The following is a 17580-nucleotide window of genomic DNA, read 5'->3' on the forward strand; positions in this document are numbered from 1 at the left end:
GGGCACCACGCTGTCGGTACAGTCGCCCTGTGCCGACTGCGGATGACGACGGGGACGCCCTCGACGCGCAGCTTGCCCCGCTGCACCCCCATACGCCTGCGCGCATCCAGGAGTGGTTGCTGCCGTCGGTCCTGCTCGGCCTCGCGGCGGCGGCGGTCATCGTCGGTGTCGTCACGATCGGTGCGCGCGGCGGGCTCCACGCGCTCGGATGGGCCACGGTCACGGCTGCCGTCCTGGTGATCGTCGACGCCGTCACGCTCGGTGCGCTCGGTCATCGCGCCTGGCTTCGCCTCACGCCTCGTTCGGTCGGGGTCTACCTGCGCTTCACGGTCTCCTCGCGCGCGGGCGTCGTCGCGGTCGCGTTGGTCCTCGGTTCGCTCGCTGGCCTCGGGATCGTTCTCTACCCGGCCGCGGTCATCGGGGTCTCCGGCCTCCGCGCCCGGCCATTGCCGCTGGCGCGCGAGGCGGCCGAGCTCGAGCGTCGGCTCCGTCGGACCACCACCCGAGCAGCCCTGCTCAACGCCGTGATCATGATCGTGCTGCCGGTGACCCTCGGCCTCATCGTTCGGGCCCAGAGGACCGCTCCGAACCTCATCGAGCAGGCCTGGACCGTGCAGGCCGTGATCCTCCCGGCAGTGGGGCTCGCGCTCGGGGCGTGGGCACTGCTCCGCCTGCGCGCGTCGGACACCCGCGCGCACGTGGAGGACGCGCCCGACCACTGAGTGCCGATCAGGAGGCACCGAACGGCACGAACGACCGAGCGGCCCGCGCCCAATCCGTGGCGAGCCCGCCGACGTCGAGCGCGGCGAGGGTGTTCATGAGCATCCCGAGGCCGATGAAGGTCTTGACGGGCACGTCGTCCATCCCCGACCGTTCGGCCACCGTGTTCCACAATCGGCCGAACACGTCCTGCATCGCCGCGCGGACCGCCGGGTCCGCGCACGCCGCGAAGCCCTGCATCTGCAACAACAGCCGGTCCCGGTCGCCGAGGAGTTCCACGTACGCGTCGCCCATCGCCGTCAGGGCCTCGGCACCGGTGCGTCCCGCTGCCGCTGCGACCATGCCCTCGGTGAGTCGGTCGCACGCGGCGACGACGACGTCGATGAACAGGGCGCGCTTGTTGCCGAAGAGCCGGAAGACGTACGCCTCGCTGATGCCGACCTCGCGCGCGATGGTGTCGATCGACACCCCGTGCAGTCCCGAACGGGCGAACGCCACGGTCGCTGCTCGGCGGATCTGATCGCGTCGTTCGTCGGCGGTTCCGCGACCGGCCATGGCGTCCTCCTGGAGTCCGTGCTGTCACTTGTGTGAGCGGTCGCTCACACGTAAGTTGTAAGTGACCACTCACAGTACCGTGGAGGAGCAGCGATGGAACAGAACGAGCAGGCGGAACACGTCGTCCACGTGTCGGGCGGCAGCATCCGGGGGACCGCCGAACACGGCATCCGACGGTTCCTCGGCGTGCCGTACGCCGCCGCTCCGGTCGGCCGGAACCGACTCCGACCGCCGCAGCCGGTCGTCCCGTGGCAGGCCGTCCGCGACGCCACCGTGTACGGCCCGACGGCGCCGAAGGGGAGCTACCCGGCGCCCGTCGTGCCGATCCTGCCCGAGGTGACGATCCCCGGCGACGAGTGGCTCAACTGCAACGTCTGGACGCCAGTCGGCGCGGACCGCCTCCCCGTGTTCGTGTGGATCCACGGCGGGTCGTTCCTCCAGGGCTCCGGCTCGCTGCCGGAGTACGACGGCACCGCATTCGCCCGCGACGGCATCGTCTGCGTCACCATCAACTACCGGCTCGGTGCCGAGGGATCCCTCGTCACGGCGGACGGCTCGCCGAACCTCGGCATGCAGGACCAGGTCGCCGCGCTCCGATGGGTTCGGGACGAGATCGCGCGGTTCGGCGGTGATCCCGACCGGGTCACGATCGCCGGGGAGTCCGCCGGTGCAGCATCCGTCGCCACCCTGCTCACGATGCCGTCCGCACGCGGCCTCTTCGCCGCGGCCGTGATCCAGAGCGGTGCCGGCAGCCAGCTGCTCCCGGTCGAGGAGGGACGGGCACTGACCGACGCGCTCGCGGCGGACCTCGGGATCCCACCGACCACCGCGGCGCTCGCCGCAGTCCCGTCCGACACGCTGGTGGAGGCCGTGAGCGGCGTCGTCGCCCGCGCCAGTGCCGGCGGATGGGGATCGATCCCACGTGGTGGTGTCCCGTTCGCGCCCCTCATCGACGGTGACCTGGTGCCACTGCGACCCGTCGACGCGGTCGATGCCGGCATCGCCGCGGACGTTCCCGTCCTGCTCGGGACGACGCGGGACGAGTACGAACTGTTCGCGCGGCCCGCGGGACTCGTCGGCGCGACCGACGACGCGGGGCTCCGTGCCGCTGCCGAGCGGTGGGGGCTGCCAGCGGAGGGCCTCGACGTGTACCGGCGGACGCGACCCGGTGCGACGTCGGGCGAGCTGCTCGTGGCGGTCGGCGGCGACCAGCGGTTCCGGATGCCGACGGTCGCCCTCGCGGAGGCGCTCGCGTCGCGTGGCGTGGAGCAGAGCGCCACGACAGCAGCGCAGGGGTCGTCCGGGACCTGGATGTACCGGTTCGACGCCGTGGACGCCCGCGACAACGACGGCCTCGGCTCATGCCACGCCGCGGACACGCCCTTCGTGTTCGAGACGGTGACGCTTCCGGAACTCGCCCCTCGGATCGGACCGCATCCGTCACAGCGGGCCGCGCGCACCGTGCACGACGCCTGGGTGACGTTCGTGCGCACCGGGCGCGCGCCGTGGCGTCCCTACGACCTCGATCGGAGGACCACCGCCCTGCTCGCGGAGACGATCACCGAGGTCGACGACCCGGACGGCGACGAGCGCCGGGCGTGGAGCGCGGCGTCAGTCGCGTAACGACAACAGCGTGAGCGCGGCGTCCTCGGGGCCGTAGTCGAACAGGCGCTCGAAGAAGGGATCGGTGGCCCAGGGGACGTCCCCGTCGGCGGGTGTCGACTGGGCCACCTCGACGAGCCAGTCGACCTCGGGCAGGACGGCGTCCTCGAACCGGGGCGGTTGCCAGCCGAAAGCCCGGGCGGCCGAGGTGTCGAGCACGACCGGCGAGGGCGTCCACCACGGACTGCGGCCCGTGAACGCGGAGCCTTCCTGGTCGAGCAGGACCTCCTCCCACCGGTGTCCCAAGTGCCCGGCGATCGTCCGGACGATGTCGAGCACCGTCGGAGCGGGCTCGTCCGCGACGTTGAGGATCCGGCGATCCGGCGCGTCGGCGACGAGGTGCACCAGGCTGGCGACACCGGCCGCGGCGGTGGTGTGGTCGATGCTCATCCCGCCGTCGGCGAGGGCGATGTGGGGCCGATCGTCGAGCACCCGCCGGACGACCCACCACTCGCGCGGCCGGCCGATCCCGACCCCGTACACCTTCGACGGACGCAGGACCGTCACCGGGGCCCCGTGGTCGAGCAGGACCTGTTCCGCGGCCACCTTGTTCGCCGCGTACCCGTCTCGGGAGGTCGGGTCGCCCTCGCCCGCGGGGACGGTCGGCTGGGCCTCGGTGATCGGCACCGGGAACACCGGACGTTCGAGTGAGTTCGCGTGGCGACCACGCTCGTCGGCGTACACGGCCTTCGTCGAGAGCAGCACGGTCGAGGCGACGTCCGGCAGGTACGGCGCGAGTTGCCTGGCGTCCGTGGCGGTCGCCGCGACGCCGTCCACGAGCAGGTCGGCTCCGTCGCGGAGGACTTCGCGGAGCAGCGCGCCGTCCCGTCGATCTCCCGGGACGAAGCGTGCACCACGGGCGACGAGCGCATCGGCCGCCGCACCGCCCCGTCGCGCCACCACGTCCACCTGCCAGTCGTCGGTCGCGTCGAGCAGCTGCCGGACGATCGCCGACCCGATGCCCCCGGTACCGCCGAGCACCACTGCGCGGCGCGCGCTCATCGTGCCGCTCCCGGTGCCATGTCGTAGGTGATCCACGGTGTGGCCGTGGCGTGGGCGTCGTACAAGGACCGCGCCGTCGCGTTGTCGGCAGCGGTGATCCACCGGACCACGGACGCACCCCCGTCGGCCGCGACCGACCGAGCCCGGTCGAGGAGCATGCGGCCGAGCCCGAGTCCGCGGTGCTCCGCGGCGGTGAAGAGGTCGTCCAGATAGAGCCCGAGTGTCGCGCTGGAGGGCCGCGCGAACCAGCGCAGGTCGGCCAACGCGCCGAGGGTCCCGTCCGGCCTGGACGCCACGAGGCCGAAGAGTCCGTGGTCGCCCCGGACGATCCACTGCCAGGTCCGGTCCACCACCGCGTCGTCGTGGTCGAGGCGGTAGAACGTGCGGTACCCGCGGTAGAGCGCCCGCCACGGTGCCTCGTCCTGGGGCTCGACCGGGCGAACGGACCAGGTCGTGGTCGTCGTGCTGTGCATGGCGTCACGGTATCCCGTGCCGTCCCCACGGTCGGACCGCTGCCCGGCCCCTGTGGACCGGACCGGGCCTCCCGGCCGTCGGGAGGGGGAGCGAGCCACCGGCAGGATCAGGAGGCGACCGGCTCGGGCGCCCGCGACCAGTCCGCCAGGGAGCCGTCGTAGACCTGCACGTGGTCGTGACCGAGGACCGTTAGGGCCAACGCGTCGACGCAGGCGGCGGTACCGACACCGCAGTAGGTCACGACCTCGGGGGCGTCGAGCACGGGGGCGAAGACCGTCGACAGGGTCCGCGGGCGGAGGAAGGCATTCGTGTCCTCGTCGATGACCCGGTCGATGGGGATCGCGGTCGTCCCGGGGATGAGCTCGGGTACGGCGGGACCGAACGCGCGCTCGTCGGCGGCGCACACCAGGGCGGCTGGCTCCGACCCGTCCACCGCGCGCTCGACGCGGTCGCGGTCCGCCCACATCGGTCGCTCCTCGGTCGCGAGGAACGTCGACGACCGCGGAGCGAGCGCCCCGAGGCGGATCGGGCGCCCCTCGCGCGACCACTTGCCGAACCCACCGTCGAGCACGGCCACGGTGTCGAAGCCGAACGAGCGGAACAGCCACCAGAGCCGCGAGGCCCACTCGCCCTGGGCGGCGTCGTAGACCACGACCGTCGACCCGTTCGAGACGCCGAGCGCCGAGACGGCGCGCTCGAACCGCGCCACGTCCGGACGGGTGAACGGGATGGCCGCTCCGGGAGCGCTGAGGTCGTCGACGAGATCGGCGAACACCGCACCCGGCACGTGGCCGTCCTCGACGTACGCGTCGTGCGCGGACTCCCAGCGCGTGCCGCGGCCGATGCCCGACGTGCGCACGGTCGCGTCGATCACCACGAGGTCGTCCGACCCCAGGTGGTCGGCGAGCCACTGGGTCGACACCAGGGGCGACGTCAGGAGCGGGGACATGCCGACAACATAACCCGCACCCACTGACGCTCCACAAGCTCCGGCAACACGCCGAAACGCGGGGTCATCCGGCGTCGTGGACGCTCGGACGACCCCGCGTCGTCAGCGGCGACGAGCGCCGGGAGTGTGATCAGTGCGCGGCGGTCGGGATCGAACCCGTGATGTCCGACGACGCCGCCTGCAGCTTGGCCAGGCGCACCCGCTGCCGGTTGATGATCAGACCGCCCGCCAGTGCCACGAGGACGAGCACGCCCGACGAGATGAAGAACGCCGTGTGGTAGCCGTCGAGGGCCGCGCGGGCCTGGTCGAGCTGGCTGCCCTTCGTCCCGGTGAGCTGGTCGCGCACGACGTCGGCGAAGATCGTCGACAGCAGCGCGGTTCCGATCGACCCGCCGATCTGCTGCATCGTGTTCACCATCGCCGAGGCGACGCCGGCGTCCTGTCGGGCGACTCCCGAGGTGGCGGTGGAGAACGCCGACGAGAAGATCAGGCCCATGCCGAGACCGATGACGATGAGGCCCGGGAGCACGACGGGCGCGTACGCGCTGTCGAGCTGTGTCCGGGTGAGGAGCAGCAGACCGACCGCCGCGACCAGACCACCGATGAAGATGAGCACCTTCGGCCCGACGCGCGGGAGCAGGCGGGTCCCGAGGATCGTCGAGCTGAACATGATCGACAGCGGCATCGGCAGGAACGCCAGGCCGGTCTTGAGCGACGAGAACCCGAGCGTCTGCTCGAGGTAGTACGTCAGGAACAGGAAGATGCCGAACATGCCGATGGCGACGAGACCCATGGCGAGCAGCGAACCGCCGCGATCACGGTCGAGCACGACGCGGAGCGGCATGAGCGGGTGTGCAACACGGGTCTCGATGAGGACGAAGAGCGCGATGAGGACCACGCCGGCGGCGAGGCAGACGTAGGTCAGGCCGTCGTTCCAGCCGTTGGTCTCGGCGTTCGAGAACCCGTAGACGATGCCGACCAGGCCGGCCGTGATCGTGACGACCCCGAGGTAGTCGATGCGGGGCCGCGGTGCGGCGACCGGACGCGGGATGAACAGCAACGCGCCGACGAACGCGAACGCCGCGATCACGAGGTTGACGTAGAGGCACCAGCGCCACGAGGCGTACTCGGTGAGGACGCCGCCCAGGAGCAGACCGATCGCGGCACCCGATCCGGCGATCGCGCCGAAGATGCCGAAGGCGCGCGCACGTTCCTTCATGTCGGTGAACGTCGTCGTGAGCAGCGACAGGGCCGCGGGTGCGAGCAGTGCGCCGAAGACGCCCTGGAGCGCGCGGGCGGCCACGAGCAGCCCGAACGTGCCCGCGAGGCCGCCGAGCATCGAGGCGAGGGCGAACCCGATGAGCCCGATGATGAACGTGTTCTTCCGGCCGAAGAGGTCCGCGAGTCGCCCGCCGAGCAGGAGCAGGGAGCCGAACGCGAGCGAGTAGGCCGTGACGACCCACTGGCGCTGGTCGGTGCCGAAGCCGAGGTCCTGCTGCGCGGACGGCAGGGCGATGTTCACGATGGTCGCGTCGAGCACGACCATGATCTGCGCGATGCCGATCACCGTCAGGACGATCCAGCGGTGGTCCTTCTTGTCGATGGGGGAGGGGTTGCGGACCCCGCCCTCGGTGCGGCGCGCCGCACCCGCGGTGCTCGTGGGCACCGCCCCGGTCGGCGTCGTCGCCGTCTGTTCTGACGTCATGATGGCGTCCTCCGTCACTCGGATGCAGTGGATGTGGAGGCGCGCACCGTCGGACGCCTCGCTCAGTGTAGAGCGAAACGGATGCGCCGCATCCGCTTATTCCCAGAATTCGGGATTAACGTTCCCGACATGCCCACCACGTCCCATCCGGACCGGGAGGCGCGACCACTCCGCGCGGATGCCCTGCGGAACCGAGAGCGCATCCTGGCCACCGCGCGACGGCTCTTCGCCGAACGAGGGATCAGCGTGACGCTCAACGACGTCGCGCACGAGGCGGGCGTGGGCGTCGGCACGGTCTACCGACGGTTCCCCGACAAGCACGCCCTCGTGGACGCCCTGCTGTCGGCGAAGTTCGAGACCCTGTCCGCGCTGGTGGAGCGCGCCGCCGCCTGCCCCACCGGACGCGAGGCGATGCGCGCGTACCTGCTCGGCGCGCTCGAGTTACGCGCGAGCGACCGGGCACTGGCCGATGTGATCGTCCGGGCCCACCCCGCGTCGCCCGCGCTGCGACGGGACCGGGACCGGATCGACGCGGAGATGACCGCGCTCGTGGATCGCGCCCACCGCGAGGGCGCGCTGCGAGAGGGCTTCCAGGCGCGTGACGTGCCGATGCTCGTCGTCATGGTGGGTGCCGTGGCCGACCGCACCCGCGCGTGCGACCCGGACCTCTGGCGCCGGTACGGGCAGATGCTCATCGACGGGGTCTGCCCGCCCGCCGTCGAGTCGCCGCTGCGCGGGCGCCCCCTCGAGCGTCAGGAGCTCGAGCTCGCGCTGAACGCGGCTCCGGCCTGACCACTCAGTGCCCCCGACCGCTCAGGGCCACCGACCGCTCAGAGCCAGGACGAGAACCAGTAGTGCGACCGGACGAACTCCCACGAGGTCTGCATCGCCGTCCACATCGGGTACCAGTACGCGGTGGCCGCGCTCGCCACGGCGAGGTACACGATCACCCAGACGACCGCCCGGGTCCGCCTCGGCTGGGGATCGTCCCGCGACCCGAGGAGCATCGCCAGCACGGCGGCCAGTCCGATGACGAGGTAGGGCTCGAAGGCGATCGTGTAGAACTGGAACACCGTGCGCCCGGCGTACAGGAGCCACGGCAGGTACCCGGCGGCCACCCCGAGCAGCACGTACCCGGCCCGCCAGTCCCGCCGACGCACGAAGAGCACGAGCAGCACCACGGCCGCGATGACCGCCGCGTACCAGATGAACGGGTTCGCGATGTCGGTGATCGCGGCTCCGCACCGCTCCGACGTGCAGCCGTCCTGCCCGAGGTCCGTGCCCTGGTAGTACATGCTCGTCGGGCGCACCATGAGCAGCCACGTGAACGGGTTCGCCGCGTAGGCGTGCGGCGTGTGCAGGGTGATGTTGAAGCCGTAGATCTCGGTCTGGTAGTGCCACCAGTTCTGCACGCTGGTGGGGACCCAAGCGAGCAGACCGGTCCAGCGGTGCCCGCCGTTCTGGATCCAGGTCCGGTCGTACCCACTCCGGGTGAGGAACCAACCGCTCCACGACGCCAGGTAGACGACGGCCGCGACCGGGACGGTCAGCAGGAACGTGACCGGTCCCTGCCGGAGGACCGCGCTGCTGCTCCAGAACTCGATTCCCGCGCGACGCCGCATCATCATGTCGGTCAGCACGCTGTACACGGCGAAGAACGCCAGGAAGTACATGCCCGACCACTTCGTCGCGGTCGCCAGGCCACAGGCGAGTCCCATGGCGAACAACCAGGGCCGGAACCACAGTGACGGCCCCCAGAGGGTGCTCCGCCCCGCGTCCTCACGGCGCGTCAGCCATCGATCGAGCCGCTGTTCCGTCCACCGGCGGTCGAGCAGGAGCGCCCCGAACCCGAGCAGGGCGAAGAAGCCGACGATGCCGTCGAGCAGGGAGACACGGGACATCACGATCGCCTGGCCGTCGATCGCCATGAGGAACCCGGCGAGGGTGCCGACGAGGGTCGACCGGAACAGGGACCGGGCGATGACGGCGACGAGGAACACCGTCGCGATCCCCACGGCCGCGACCGTGATGCGCCATCCGACCGCGTTCGCCCCGCCGAACAGGAGCTCGCCGAGCCCGATGAGGTACTTGCCGAGCGGCGGGTGTGCGATGAACTCCGCGACGTCGGTGTAGATGCCGGTGGCGCCGCCCGCGAACCGCTGGTCCGTCGTGGGGCCGTCGTTGCCCACGTCCGCCGGCCACGAGCCCTCGTACCCGAGGTGGACGATGGACCAGGCGTCCTTGACGTAGTAGGTCTCGTCGAAGACCAGGCTGTCCGGTCGGCCGATGTCCCAGAGGCGCAGGACCGCGGCGAGCAGCGTCACAGCGAGCGGACCCGTCCATCGCCAGATCGCGACCCGCGTCGACGTGGTGAGCATGCGTGCCCACCAGTCGTCGAGTCGTGATCCGCGGGGACGGTCGAGGTCGCGCGGGGAGCCGCGTTCGGCCAGGTCCGTCGTCACCCCAGCATCCTAGGGAAGCGGCATCGGGCCTCCCGGGTCCGGATCCTGTGACGGTGGACAGGAGCGGCCTGTGGAGGACGAGGCGGGTGGCGAGCGGTCGCCCGCCCGCGCGGGATGATGGACCGGTGATCGTGCTCGCGGCGACTCCCATCGGCAACCTCGGCGACGCCTCCCGGCGCTTGATCGAGGCCCTCGCCAACGCCTCGGTCGTGGCAGCCGAGGACACGAGGACCGCCGTCCACCTGATGCGCGCCCTCGGTGTCGAGAACCGGCCGCGCCTCATCGCCCTGCACGAGCACAACGAGCGGGACCGTGCCGCGGAGGTCGTGGACCTCGCCCGCGACGACGACGTGGTCGTCCTGACCGACGCCGGCATGCCGGCGATCAGCGATCCCGGGTTCCCCCTCGTCGCCGCGGCGGCGGCCGCCGGCGTGACCGTCACCGCGATCCCCGGGCCGAGCGCCGTGCTCACCGCGCTCGCCGTGTCCGGGCTGCCCACCGACCGGTTCGCCTTCGAGGGCTTCCCGACCCGCAAGCAGGGTGAACGGCGTCGCGTGTTCGCCGCGCTCGCCGGGGAACCGCGCACGCTCGTCTTCTTCGAGTCACCCCACCGCGTCGCGGACACCCTCGCCGACATGGCCGACGCGTTCGGTGCCGACCGCCCCGCTGCCGTCTGCCGCGAACTCACCAAGCTGCACGAGGAGGTCCGGCGCGGGTCGCTCGGTGAGCTCGCCGCCTGGGCGGCGGACGGTGTCCGTGGCGAGATCTGCGTCGTCGTGGCCGGCGCACCGTCCGCCGAGGGTCCGGTCGACCTGGAGGCGGGGGTGCGGTTGGTCCTCGAGCGCGTCGCCGCCGGCGTCCGCATGAGAGAGGCATCGGTGGCGGTCGCGCAGGCCACCGGACTGTCGCGCCGCGACCTCTACGAGGGCGCGCTCGCGGCCCGCTGACGGGAGGCCCGTCCTCCACGTCCGCGCCCGGTCACGCCGGTCTCCACAGGGGTCCCGGGCCACCGTCACCTGATGGGACGCGCCCGTAGGATGGTCCGCATGTCCGACGGCACCGCGTTCTCCATCACGACGCCCATCTTCTACGTCAACGACGTGCCGCACATCGGGCACGCGTACACCGAGGTCGCGGCGGACGTGCTGGCGCGGTGGCACCGGCAGCGTGGCGACGACACCTGGCTGCTGACCGGCACGGACGAGCACGGACAGAAGATCCTGCGGACGGCGTCCTCGCACGACGTCACCCCGCAGGCATGGGCGGACCGTCTCGTGGCCGAGGCCTGGAAGCCCCTGCTCGACACCGTCGACATCCGGAACGACGACTTCATCCGCACCACGGACGACCGGCACGTGCGCGGGGTCACCACGTTCCTGCAGAAGTTGTACGACGACGGCTACATCTACGCCGGCGAGTTCGAGGGCTTCTACTGCGTGGGGTGCGAGGAGTACAAGCAGCCGAGCGACCTCGTCCCCGGCACCGGAGCCTACGAGGGCCAGCAGGTCTGCGCGATCCACTCGATCCCGGTCGAGGTGCTCGCGGAGCGGAACTACTTCTTCCGCATGTCGGACTTCGAGCAGCCGCTGCTCGACCTCTACGCGTCCAACCCCGAGTTCATCCAGCCCGAGAGCGTCCGCAACGAGATCGTGCAGTTCGTCAAGCAGGGCCTGCGCGACCTCTCGATCTCGCGGTCGAGCTTCGACTGGGGCATCACGATCCCATGGGACTCGGACCACGTGCTCTACGTCTGGTTCGACGCCCTGCTCAACTACATCACCGCGCTCGGCTACGGCAGCGACGACGACGAGGCCTTCCGTCGCCTGTGGCCGAGCGTGCACCTGGTGGGCAAGGACATCGCCCGGTTCCACGCCGTGATCTGGCCCGCGATGCTCATGGCCGCCGGGCTCGAGGTCCCGAAGCGCGTGTTCGGCCACGGGTGGCTGCTCGTCGGCGGCGAGAAGATGTCGAAGAGCAAGTTGACCGGCATCGCCCCGTCCGAGATCACGGACACGTTCGGGTCGGACGCCTTCCGGTACTACTTCCTGCGCGCGATCACCTTCGGGCAGGACGGCAACTTCAGCTGGGAGGACATCGCGGCGCGCTACCAGGCCGAGCTCGCGAACGGCTTCGGGAACCTGGCGTCGCGCATCGTCGCGATGCTGGGCCGGTACCACGACGGCGTCGTGCCCGAGCGGGCAGCGCTCACGGACGCCGACCGTGCGATCGACGAGCTCGCGGTCTCGGTGACCGAGCGAGCCGACGCCGCGATCGCCGGGTTCGCCCCGCACGAGGCGATCGCCACCGTCTGGGAGCTCGTCGACGCGCTGAACGGCTACATCACCGAGCAGGAGCCCTGGGCGTTGGCGAAGCAGCCCGACCAGCGTGAGCGTCTGGGCACGGTCCTCACGACGGCACTGCGCGGCCTCGGGACGGTCGGAGTCCTCCTCGCGCCCGTGGTTCCGAAGGCGGCCGATCGACTCTGGGCTGCGATCGGAGCGGGCGGTTCGATCAGCGATCAGCGCATCGACCGCGCGTGGGAGTGGGCGGGCGCCGAACGCGTCGTCCCGCTCGAGGCCGGGCTGTTCCCGCGCATCGAGACCTCGGAGCAGGGCGCAGCGTGAGCTCGTCCGACGCCCACGTCCGCGCGCGGGGGAGCGACGGCGCCCGGCAGAAGCGTGACCTGAGTTATCCGCCGCTGCCCCCGGCGCTCGTCGTGCCCGTGTACGACAACCACACGCACATGGAGATCGCGGACGGGGTCGGTGACGGCGGGGACGGGCCGATCGAGTACCGTGAGCACCTCGACCGCGCCTCGAGCGTCGGGATCCGGGGGGTCGTGCAGGTCGGCACGGACCTCGAGACCTCCCGCTGGTCCGCCGAGATCGCCGCCCGAGAACCGCGCGTCCTCGCGGCGGTGGCGCTCCACCCGAACGAAGCGCCCGAACTCGAGCAGCGGGGCCTCCTCGACGAACACCTCGCGAGCATCGACGCGCTCGCTGCCCTGCCCCGCGTCCGTGCCGTCGGCGAGACCGGGCTCGACTTCTTCCGCACGGGTCCCGAGGGGCGCGACGCCCAGGTGCGCTCGTTCGAGGAACACATCGCGATCGCCAAGCGGCACGGGCTGGCCCTCCAGATCCACGACCGTGACGCTCACGACGACGTCGTCGCCACGCTCGACCGCGTCGGTGCGCCCGAGCGCACCGTCTTCCACTGCTTCTCCGGTGGCCCGGACCTCGCGCGGCTCTGTGCGGAGCGGGGTTGGTACATGTCCTTCGCGGGCACCGTGACGTTCAAGAACGCCGAGGCCCTGCGCGAGGCGCTCCGCGTCGCCCCGCGCGACCGGATCCTGATCGAGACCGACGCGCCGTTCCTGACCCCGGTGCCCTACCGCGGTCGCCCGAACGCGCCGTACCTCGTGCCGCTGACGCTCCGCTCGATGGCCGAGACCATCGGGACCGACCCCTCGATGCTCGCGGCGCAGATCTCGTCGAACACCGAGATCGTGTACGGGCGGTGGGACCACGAGCCCGTCACGGTGAACGAGTGAGCGAGGCTCCCGGCCCGTCCCGTCCCGGCGCGTTGCTCGGCCCCGCCGAGATCCGCGACCTCGCGGGCCGCCTCGACGTCACACCGACCAAGAAGCTGGGCCAGAACTTCGTCCACGACGCCAACACCGTCCGCCGGATCGTGGCCGCCGGTGGTGTGCACGCCGACGCGATCGTCCTCGAGGTCGGTCCCGGGCTCGGGTCGCTGACGCTCGGCCTCACCGAGACCGGCGCCGACGTCCTCGCGGTCGAGATCGATCGGCGCCTGGCGACGCAGCTGCCCGACACGGTCCGGATGCTCCAACCCGAGGCCCGGCTCCGCGTGGTGCACCAGGACGCCCTGACGCTCCGGGCCGGGGACCTGCCGGACGGCGCGCGGCCCACGCACCTCGTGGCGAACCTCCCGTACAACGTCTCCGTTCCCGTGCTCCTGCACCTGCTGCCGACGTTCCCGACCATCGGCCGGGCGCTCGTCATGGTGCAGGCCGAGGTCGGGTACCGGCTCGCCGCGGACCCGGGGTCGAAGGTCTACGGATCGCCGAGCGTCAAGGCGGCCTGGTACGGCTCGTGGCGCATCGCCGGGCAGGTCAGTCGGCAGGTGTTCTGGCCGGTACCGAACGTCGACAGTGTGCTCGTCGGCTTCGAGCGGCATGAGGAACCGGGCGACGAGACGCTCCGGGCCCAGGTCTTCGCCCTCGTCGACGCAGCGTTCCAGCAGCGGCGGAAGATGCTCCGACAGAGCTTGTCCGCACTCCTCGGTGGGAGTGCCGGAGCATCCGACGCCCTCACCGCTGCGGACATCGAGCCGACGCTGCGCGGCGAGCAGCTCACGGTCGACGACTTCACGCGCCTCGGTCGCACGGTGCTCGCCGCCGCGTAGGGCTCAGCCGATCCCTCCGTGGCACCACCCACGAACCGGGTCCGATCTCGACGGCGATGTGGTGCACCACCAGCCGCCGAGGAGTTCTCTGGAACCATGCCGAAGACGAAGCAGCAGGTGTCCGCCAAGCCCATCAGCCCTGAACTCCACGGCCGCATCGACTACGGGTTCACGGCCGCGAACCTGTTCCTGCCGGGCGCGCTGGGCCTCCGTCCGGGGGCACGTCGACTGTTCCGGTTGTTCGGGTTGGTGCAGGGCGGCCTCAACGCGGTGACCGATCAGCCGTCCGCCGCGATCCCCGCCGTCCCGTTCGCGGTGCACGGTGCGATCGAGAAGAACAGTGGGCTGCTCTACGTCCTGCTGCCGCTGATCACCGGCGTGCTCAAGGACCGTCGAGCGCGTCGCTTCTGGTTCCTCAGCGGCATCGCGCTGGTGGTCGTCTACAACCTCACCGACTGGAGCTCGTCGAGCGGTGCGGTGTACCCGCCGAACACCAAGGTCACGCCGGCCAAGAAGGCGAAGGCGGCGAAGAAGCGCCGCTGACCCGACCGCTGTCGATGCGCGCATGTGACGACGGAGCGCGTGTCGAACGACATCGGGATCGTCGCCGCATGCACCCGCATCTGATGTGCGTGCATGTGGTGACGAACCCGTCGGGGAACGACAGCGGGATCGTCGAAACGAGGCGGTTCCGCTGGGCAGAGGCGCCGGCAGGGGTCAGTGGCCCGCGACCAGGGCCCGGATGAGCTCCGCCTGGTTCCCGTTCCGCTCCGCCCAGCGCAAGGGCAGGACGTTCTCGACCAGGACCTCCGCCTCGGCCCCGGCCGCGAGGAGGGCGACGACCTCGTCGAGGAACGCGTCGAGGGGCATGCCGCCGAAGTCGGCGCCGCCGAGCAGGTCCGTGGCGACGGCCGGCGGCACGAGCTCGAGCACCTCGACGCCGGAGTCGGCGAGCTGTGCCCGGAGCGACAGCGTGTACGAGTGCACGGCCGCCTTGGTCGCGCTGTAGGTCGGTGTCGCGGCGAGCGGGGTGAACGCGAGCCCGGACGACACGGTCATGAGCGTCGCGGCCGGCCGCGTGAGCAGGTGCGGCAGGACGGCGTCGACCAGGCGGATCGTGCCGAGCAGGTTGGTGGTGATCGTCGCCTCGGCAGCGGCGATGTGCGCAGGATCACGGAGGTCCTCCGGGCGCATGATCCCCGACATCGTGACGACGGCGTCGAGCGAGGGGTGCCGCTCGACGACGGTCCGCACGGCCGCGGTGATGGAGGCGGGGTCGTCGACGTCGAGCACGACGGTGTCCAGGCGCGGATCGTCCGCCGCGATCTCCTCGAGGAGGGCCCGGCGACGACCGCCGACGACCACGGTGCTGCCCGCGTCGGCGAGGCGTCGTGCGAGCCCGAGGCCGATGCCCGAGGTCGCGCCGGGGATGAAGACGGTGCTGGTGGTGATGTCCATGCCCCGACGATCGCGGAGTCCGGGCCGGCGGGGCAGAGCGCGTCGATCGGGGGATCGGCGATCCCTGGTCGCGGGCGCGCGCGGGTGCGAGGATCACGGGGTGGAACGGGACGGCGTGGACAGGGACGGGCTCGCGGACTTCCTCCGGCGCCGGCGGGAGCGCATCCAGCCCGAGGACGTCGGCCTCGGTGCCGGTCCGCGCCGCCGGACGCCGGGCCTCCGGCGTGACGACGTGGCCGCGCTCGCCGGGATGTCGACGGACTACTACACCCGGCTCGAGCAGCAACGCGGTCCGCAGCCGTCCGAGCAGATGCTCCAGGCGCTCGCCCGGGCCTTGCGGCTGACGGTGGCGGAGCGGGACCACCTGTTCCACCTCGCCGGGCACAACGCCCCGGTGCGCGTGCGGCGTGCCGATCACGTGGCGCCGCCGTTGCTCCGGGTGCTCGACCGCCTCGACGCGGATCCGGCGATCGTCGTGAGCGACCTCGGGGAGACACTCGCCGAGAACCGCCGGGCCGTCGCGCTGCTCGGGGCGACGGTGGGGCTGCCGGGGCCCGAGCGGTACCAGGTGTGGCGGTGGTTCCTCGGTCGGGAGCGCGAGCGCTACGCCCCGGAGGAGCACGAGCGGCAGGCGCGCATCCAGGTCGCCTCGCTCCGGGCCGCGGTGGGTGCGGCCGGCCCGGGTGACCGCCGTGCGCGGGAACTCGTCGCGGGGCTGACCGCCCGGAGCCCGGAGTTCGTGGCGGTGTGGGAGCGACACGAGGTCGCCGAGCGGTTCACGGACCACAAGACCTTCCTGCACCCGGAACTCGGGCGACTCGAGGTCGACTGTCAGGTGCTGCTCACCGAGAACCGGGCGCAGGCGCTCCTGGTGTTCACCGCGGAGCCCGGTACCGAGGCGGCAGACCGGCTGGCGCTGCTCGGCGTGCTCGGCGAGCAGCGGTTCGGCCCGACCCCGTCCGAGGGAACCGAGACCTCCGCCCGGACGGCAACGGGGCAGTCAGCCCCTCCGCGGTTGCCTTCTGTGACGACCGGCGTGGCGCGCGCAGGGGACCGTGCCTAGGCTGTTGCGGTGAGCACTCCCCGTGTGTACGTCATCCACGAGAACCCCGAGTGGTTCCCACCGCTCGCCGCCGCGTTCGAGGCCGAGGGTGTCCCGGTCGAGGAGCTCCTGCTGACGGACGGCTCCATCGACCTCGCCGCCGATCCTGCGCCGGGCGTCTACTGGTCGCGCATGTCCGCGTCGAGCCACACCCGCGGGCACGAGCACAGCAAGGAGTACACGCGCGCCGTCCTCGGCTGGCTCGAGCGTGCCGGCCGCTCGGTCGTCAACGGCAGCCACGTGCTCGAGCTCGAGGTCAGCAAGGTCGCGCAGCACGGCCTGCTCCGGAACGCCGGGTTCGACGTGCCGCGCACGACGGCGGTGTTCGGTCACCGCGACCTCGTCGCCGCCGCCGAGCGCTTCGTCGCCGAGGCGTCGACTCCCGGTGCGCCGTTCATCACGAAGCACAACCAGGGCGGCAAGGGCCTGGGCGTCCGGCGGTTCGACACGGTCGCGGAGTTCGCGGCGTACGTCGAGAGTCCGGAGTTCGAGGAGCCGGTCGACGGCATCACCCTCATCCAGGAGTACCTGGTCGCGCGCGCGCCGTTCATCACCCGCGTCGAGTTCGTCGGCGGTCGGTTCGTCTACGCCGTCCGCGTCGACACGAGCGCCGGGTCGTTCGAGCTCTGCCCGGCCGATGCGTGCGAGGTCCCGCTGCCCGGCCAAGCGGCGCAGCCGCAGAGCGGGCCCGCGCCGACGGGCACGGCGCAGACCGGCCCCGAGCAGACCGGCCCCGAGCAGACGTTCGCGGGAGCGGCGTGCGACGTGCCGACGGCCGGCCAGCCGAGCGCGTTCTCGATCCGCTCCGAGATCACGGCCGAGTCCGAGATCGTCCAGCGGCTCGAGGCGTTCCTGGCCGACCAGCGCATCGGCGTCGCCGGCATCGAGTTCATGGAGACCGTCGACGGTCGGACCGTCGTCTACGACATCAACACGAACACGAACTACAACCCCGCGGTCGAGGAGACGAGCCCCGTGTCGGGGCCCCGCAGCATCGCGCGCTACCTCGGCGCGCTCCTCGCGAGCGAGCAGGCCCTGCTCGCCGTCTGAGCATCGCACCGGC

General features: G+C 71.7%; 17 protein-coding genes. 10 read left to right on the top strand and 7 right to left on the bottom strand.

Going from position 1 to position 17580, the window contains the following annotated elements; translation table 11 throughout:
• The first annotated feature begins 29 nt into the window (after positions 1-29).
• Positions 30-722, top strand: coding sequence for a hypothetical protein (locus DEI81_RS13075; RefSeq protein ID WP_146244099.1), 693 nt, complete (start codon positions 30-32; stop codon positions 720-722).
• Positions 723-729: 7 nt separating this feature from the next.
• Here the strand turns inward: DEI81_RS13075 and DEI81_RS13080 are convergent, their stop codons facing one another.
• Entirely contained in the window at positions 730-1275 is a 546-nt protein-coding gene (locus tag DEI81_RS13080; RefSeq protein ID WP_111011167.1) for a TetR/AcrR family transcriptional regulator, read from the bottom strand.
• Positions 1276-1368: 93 nt separating this feature from the next.
• Here DEI81_RS13080 and DEI81_RS13085 point away from each other — a divergent pair, with 93 nt between their 5' ends.
• The gene (locus DEI81_RS13085) at positions 1369-2898 is read left to right on the top strand and encodes a carboxylesterase/lipase family protein (RefSeq protein ID WP_111011168.1); all 1530 of its coding nucleotides are present in this window, start codon (positions 1369-1371) and stop codon (positions 2896-2898) included.
• Here DEI81_RS13085 and DEI81_RS13090 read toward each other — a convergent pair.
• From DEI81_RS13090 to DEI81_RS13105, 4 genes are all read right to left on the bottom strand, one after another.
• The gene (locus tag DEI81_RS13090) at positions 2887-3939 is read right to left on the bottom strand and encodes an NAD(P)-dependent oxidoreductase (protein ID WP_111011169.1); all 1053 of its coding nucleotides are present in this window, start codon (positions 3937-3939) and stop codon (positions 2887-2889) included. The two genes, DEI81_RS13085 and DEI81_RS13090, sit on opposite strands and share 12 nt — an antisense overlap.
• Entirely contained in the window at positions 3936-4412 is a 477-nt protein-coding gene (locus DEI81_RS13095) for a GNAT family N-acetyltransferase (RefSeq protein WP_111011170.1), read from the bottom strand. The genes DEI81_RS13090 and DEI81_RS13095 overlap by 4 nt, the downstream gene beginning before the upstream one ends.
• A gap of 107 nt (positions 4413-4519) precedes the next feature.
• On the bottom strand, positions 4520-5362 hold the full coding sequence (locus tag DEI81_RS13100) for a sulfurtransferase (RefSeq protein WP_111011171.1): 843 nt from the start codon (positions 5360-5362) through the stop codon (positions 4520-4522).
• Between the two features lie 130 nt (positions 5363-5492).
• The gene (locus DEI81_RS13105; RefSeq protein ID WP_111011172.1) at positions 5493-7067 is read right to left on the bottom strand and encodes an MFS transporter; all 1575 of its coding nucleotides are present in this window, start codon (positions 7065-7067) and stop codon (positions 5493-5495) included.
• 129 nt (positions 7068-7196) lie between these two features.
• Here DEI81_RS13105 and DEI81_RS13110 point away from each other — a divergent pair, with 129 nt between their 5' ends.
• On the top strand, positions 7197-7859 hold the full coding sequence (locus DEI81_RS13110; protein WP_181435423.1) for a TetR/AcrR family transcriptional regulator: 663 nt from the start codon (positions 7197-7199) through the stop codon (positions 7857-7859).
• A 38-nt stretch (positions 7860-7897) separates the two neighbouring features.
• Here DEI81_RS13110 and DEI81_RS13115 read toward each other — a convergent pair whose 3' ends face one another.
• Positions 7898-9529: a dolichyl-phosphate-mannose--protein mannosyltransferase gene (locus DEI81_RS13115; RefSeq protein ID WP_258368725.1), complete on the bottom strand. Its 1632-nt coding sequence runs from the start codon at positions 9527-9529 to the stop codon at positions 7898-7900.
• 125 nt (positions 9530-9654) lie between these two features.
• Here DEI81_RS13115 and rsmI point away from each other — a divergent pair, with 125 nt between their 5' ends.
• The 5 genes from rsmI to DEI81_RS13140 all read left to right on the top strand — a co-directional run bounded on the left by rsmI (position 9655) and on the right by DEI81_RS13140 (position 14500).
• The gene (gene rsmI / locus DEI81_RS13120; protein ID WP_111011174.1) at positions 9655-10476 is read left to right on the top strand and encodes a 16S rRNA (cytidine(1402)-2'-O)-methyltransferase; all 822 of its coding nucleotides are present in this window, start codon (positions 9655-9657) and stop codon (positions 10474-10476) included.
• Positions 10477-10575: 99 nt separating this feature from the next.
• Entirely contained in the window at positions 10576-12153 is a 1578-nt protein-coding gene (gene metG, locus DEI81_RS13125; RefSeq protein ID WP_111011175.1) for a methionine--tRNA ligase, read from the top strand.
• Positions 12150-13079 carry a TatD family hydrolase gene (locus DEI81_RS13130; RefSeq protein WP_111011176.1) on the top strand — a complete coding sequence of 310 codons (930 nt, stop codon included), beginning with the start codon at positions 12150-12152 and terminating at the stop codon, positions 13077-13079. The genes metG and DEI81_RS13130 overlap by 4 nt, the downstream gene beginning before the upstream one ends.
• Complete coding sequence (rsmA, locus tag DEI81_RS13135; protein ID WP_181434940.1) at positions 13076-13957, top strand: 16S rRNA (adenine(1518)-N(6)/adenine(1519)-N(6))-dimethyltransferase RsmA; 882 nt, start codon at positions 13076-13078, stop codon at positions 13955-13957. The genes DEI81_RS13130 and rsmA overlap by 4 nt, the downstream gene beginning before the upstream one ends.
• Positions 13958-14053: 96 nt before the next feature.
• Entirely contained in the window at positions 14054-14500 is a 447-nt protein-coding gene (locus DEI81_RS13140; RefSeq protein WP_111011177.1) for a hypothetical protein, read from the top strand.
• 174 nt (positions 14501-14674) lie between these two features.
• On the opposite strand, the gene DEI81_RS13145 is transcribed toward DEI81_RS13140, so the two are convergent.
• Positions 14675-15415 carry an SDR family oxidoreductase gene (locus DEI81_RS13145; protein WP_111011178.1) on the bottom strand — a complete coding sequence of 247 codons (741 nt, stop codon included), beginning with the start codon at positions 15413-15415 and terminating at the stop codon, positions 14675-14677.
• Between the two features lie 115 nt (positions 15416-15530).
• Here DEI81_RS13145 and DEI81_RS13150 point away from each other — a divergent pair, with 115 nt between their 5' ends.
• Together DEI81_RS13150 and DEI81_RS13155 are read left to right on the top strand one after the other, a co-directional pair.
• Positions 15531-16478, top strand: a complete 948-nt coding sequence (locus DEI81_RS13150) for a helix-turn-helix transcriptional regulator (protein WP_111011204.1) — start codon at positions 15531-15533, stop codon at positions 16476-16478.
• 9 nt (positions 16479-16487) lie between these two features.
• Positions 16488-17567: a RimK family alpha-L-glutamate ligase gene (locus tag DEI81_RS13155; RefSeq protein ID WP_111011179.1), complete on the top strand. Its 1080-nt coding sequence runs from the start codon at positions 16488-16490 to the stop codon at positions 17565-17567.
• Positions 17568-17580 lie beyond the last annotated feature (13 nt).

This window comes from Curtobacterium sp. MCBD17_013 (assembly GCF_003234565.1).
Taxonomy (GTDB): Bacteria; Actinomycetota; Actinomycetes; order Actinomycetales; family Microbacteriaceae; genus Curtobacterium.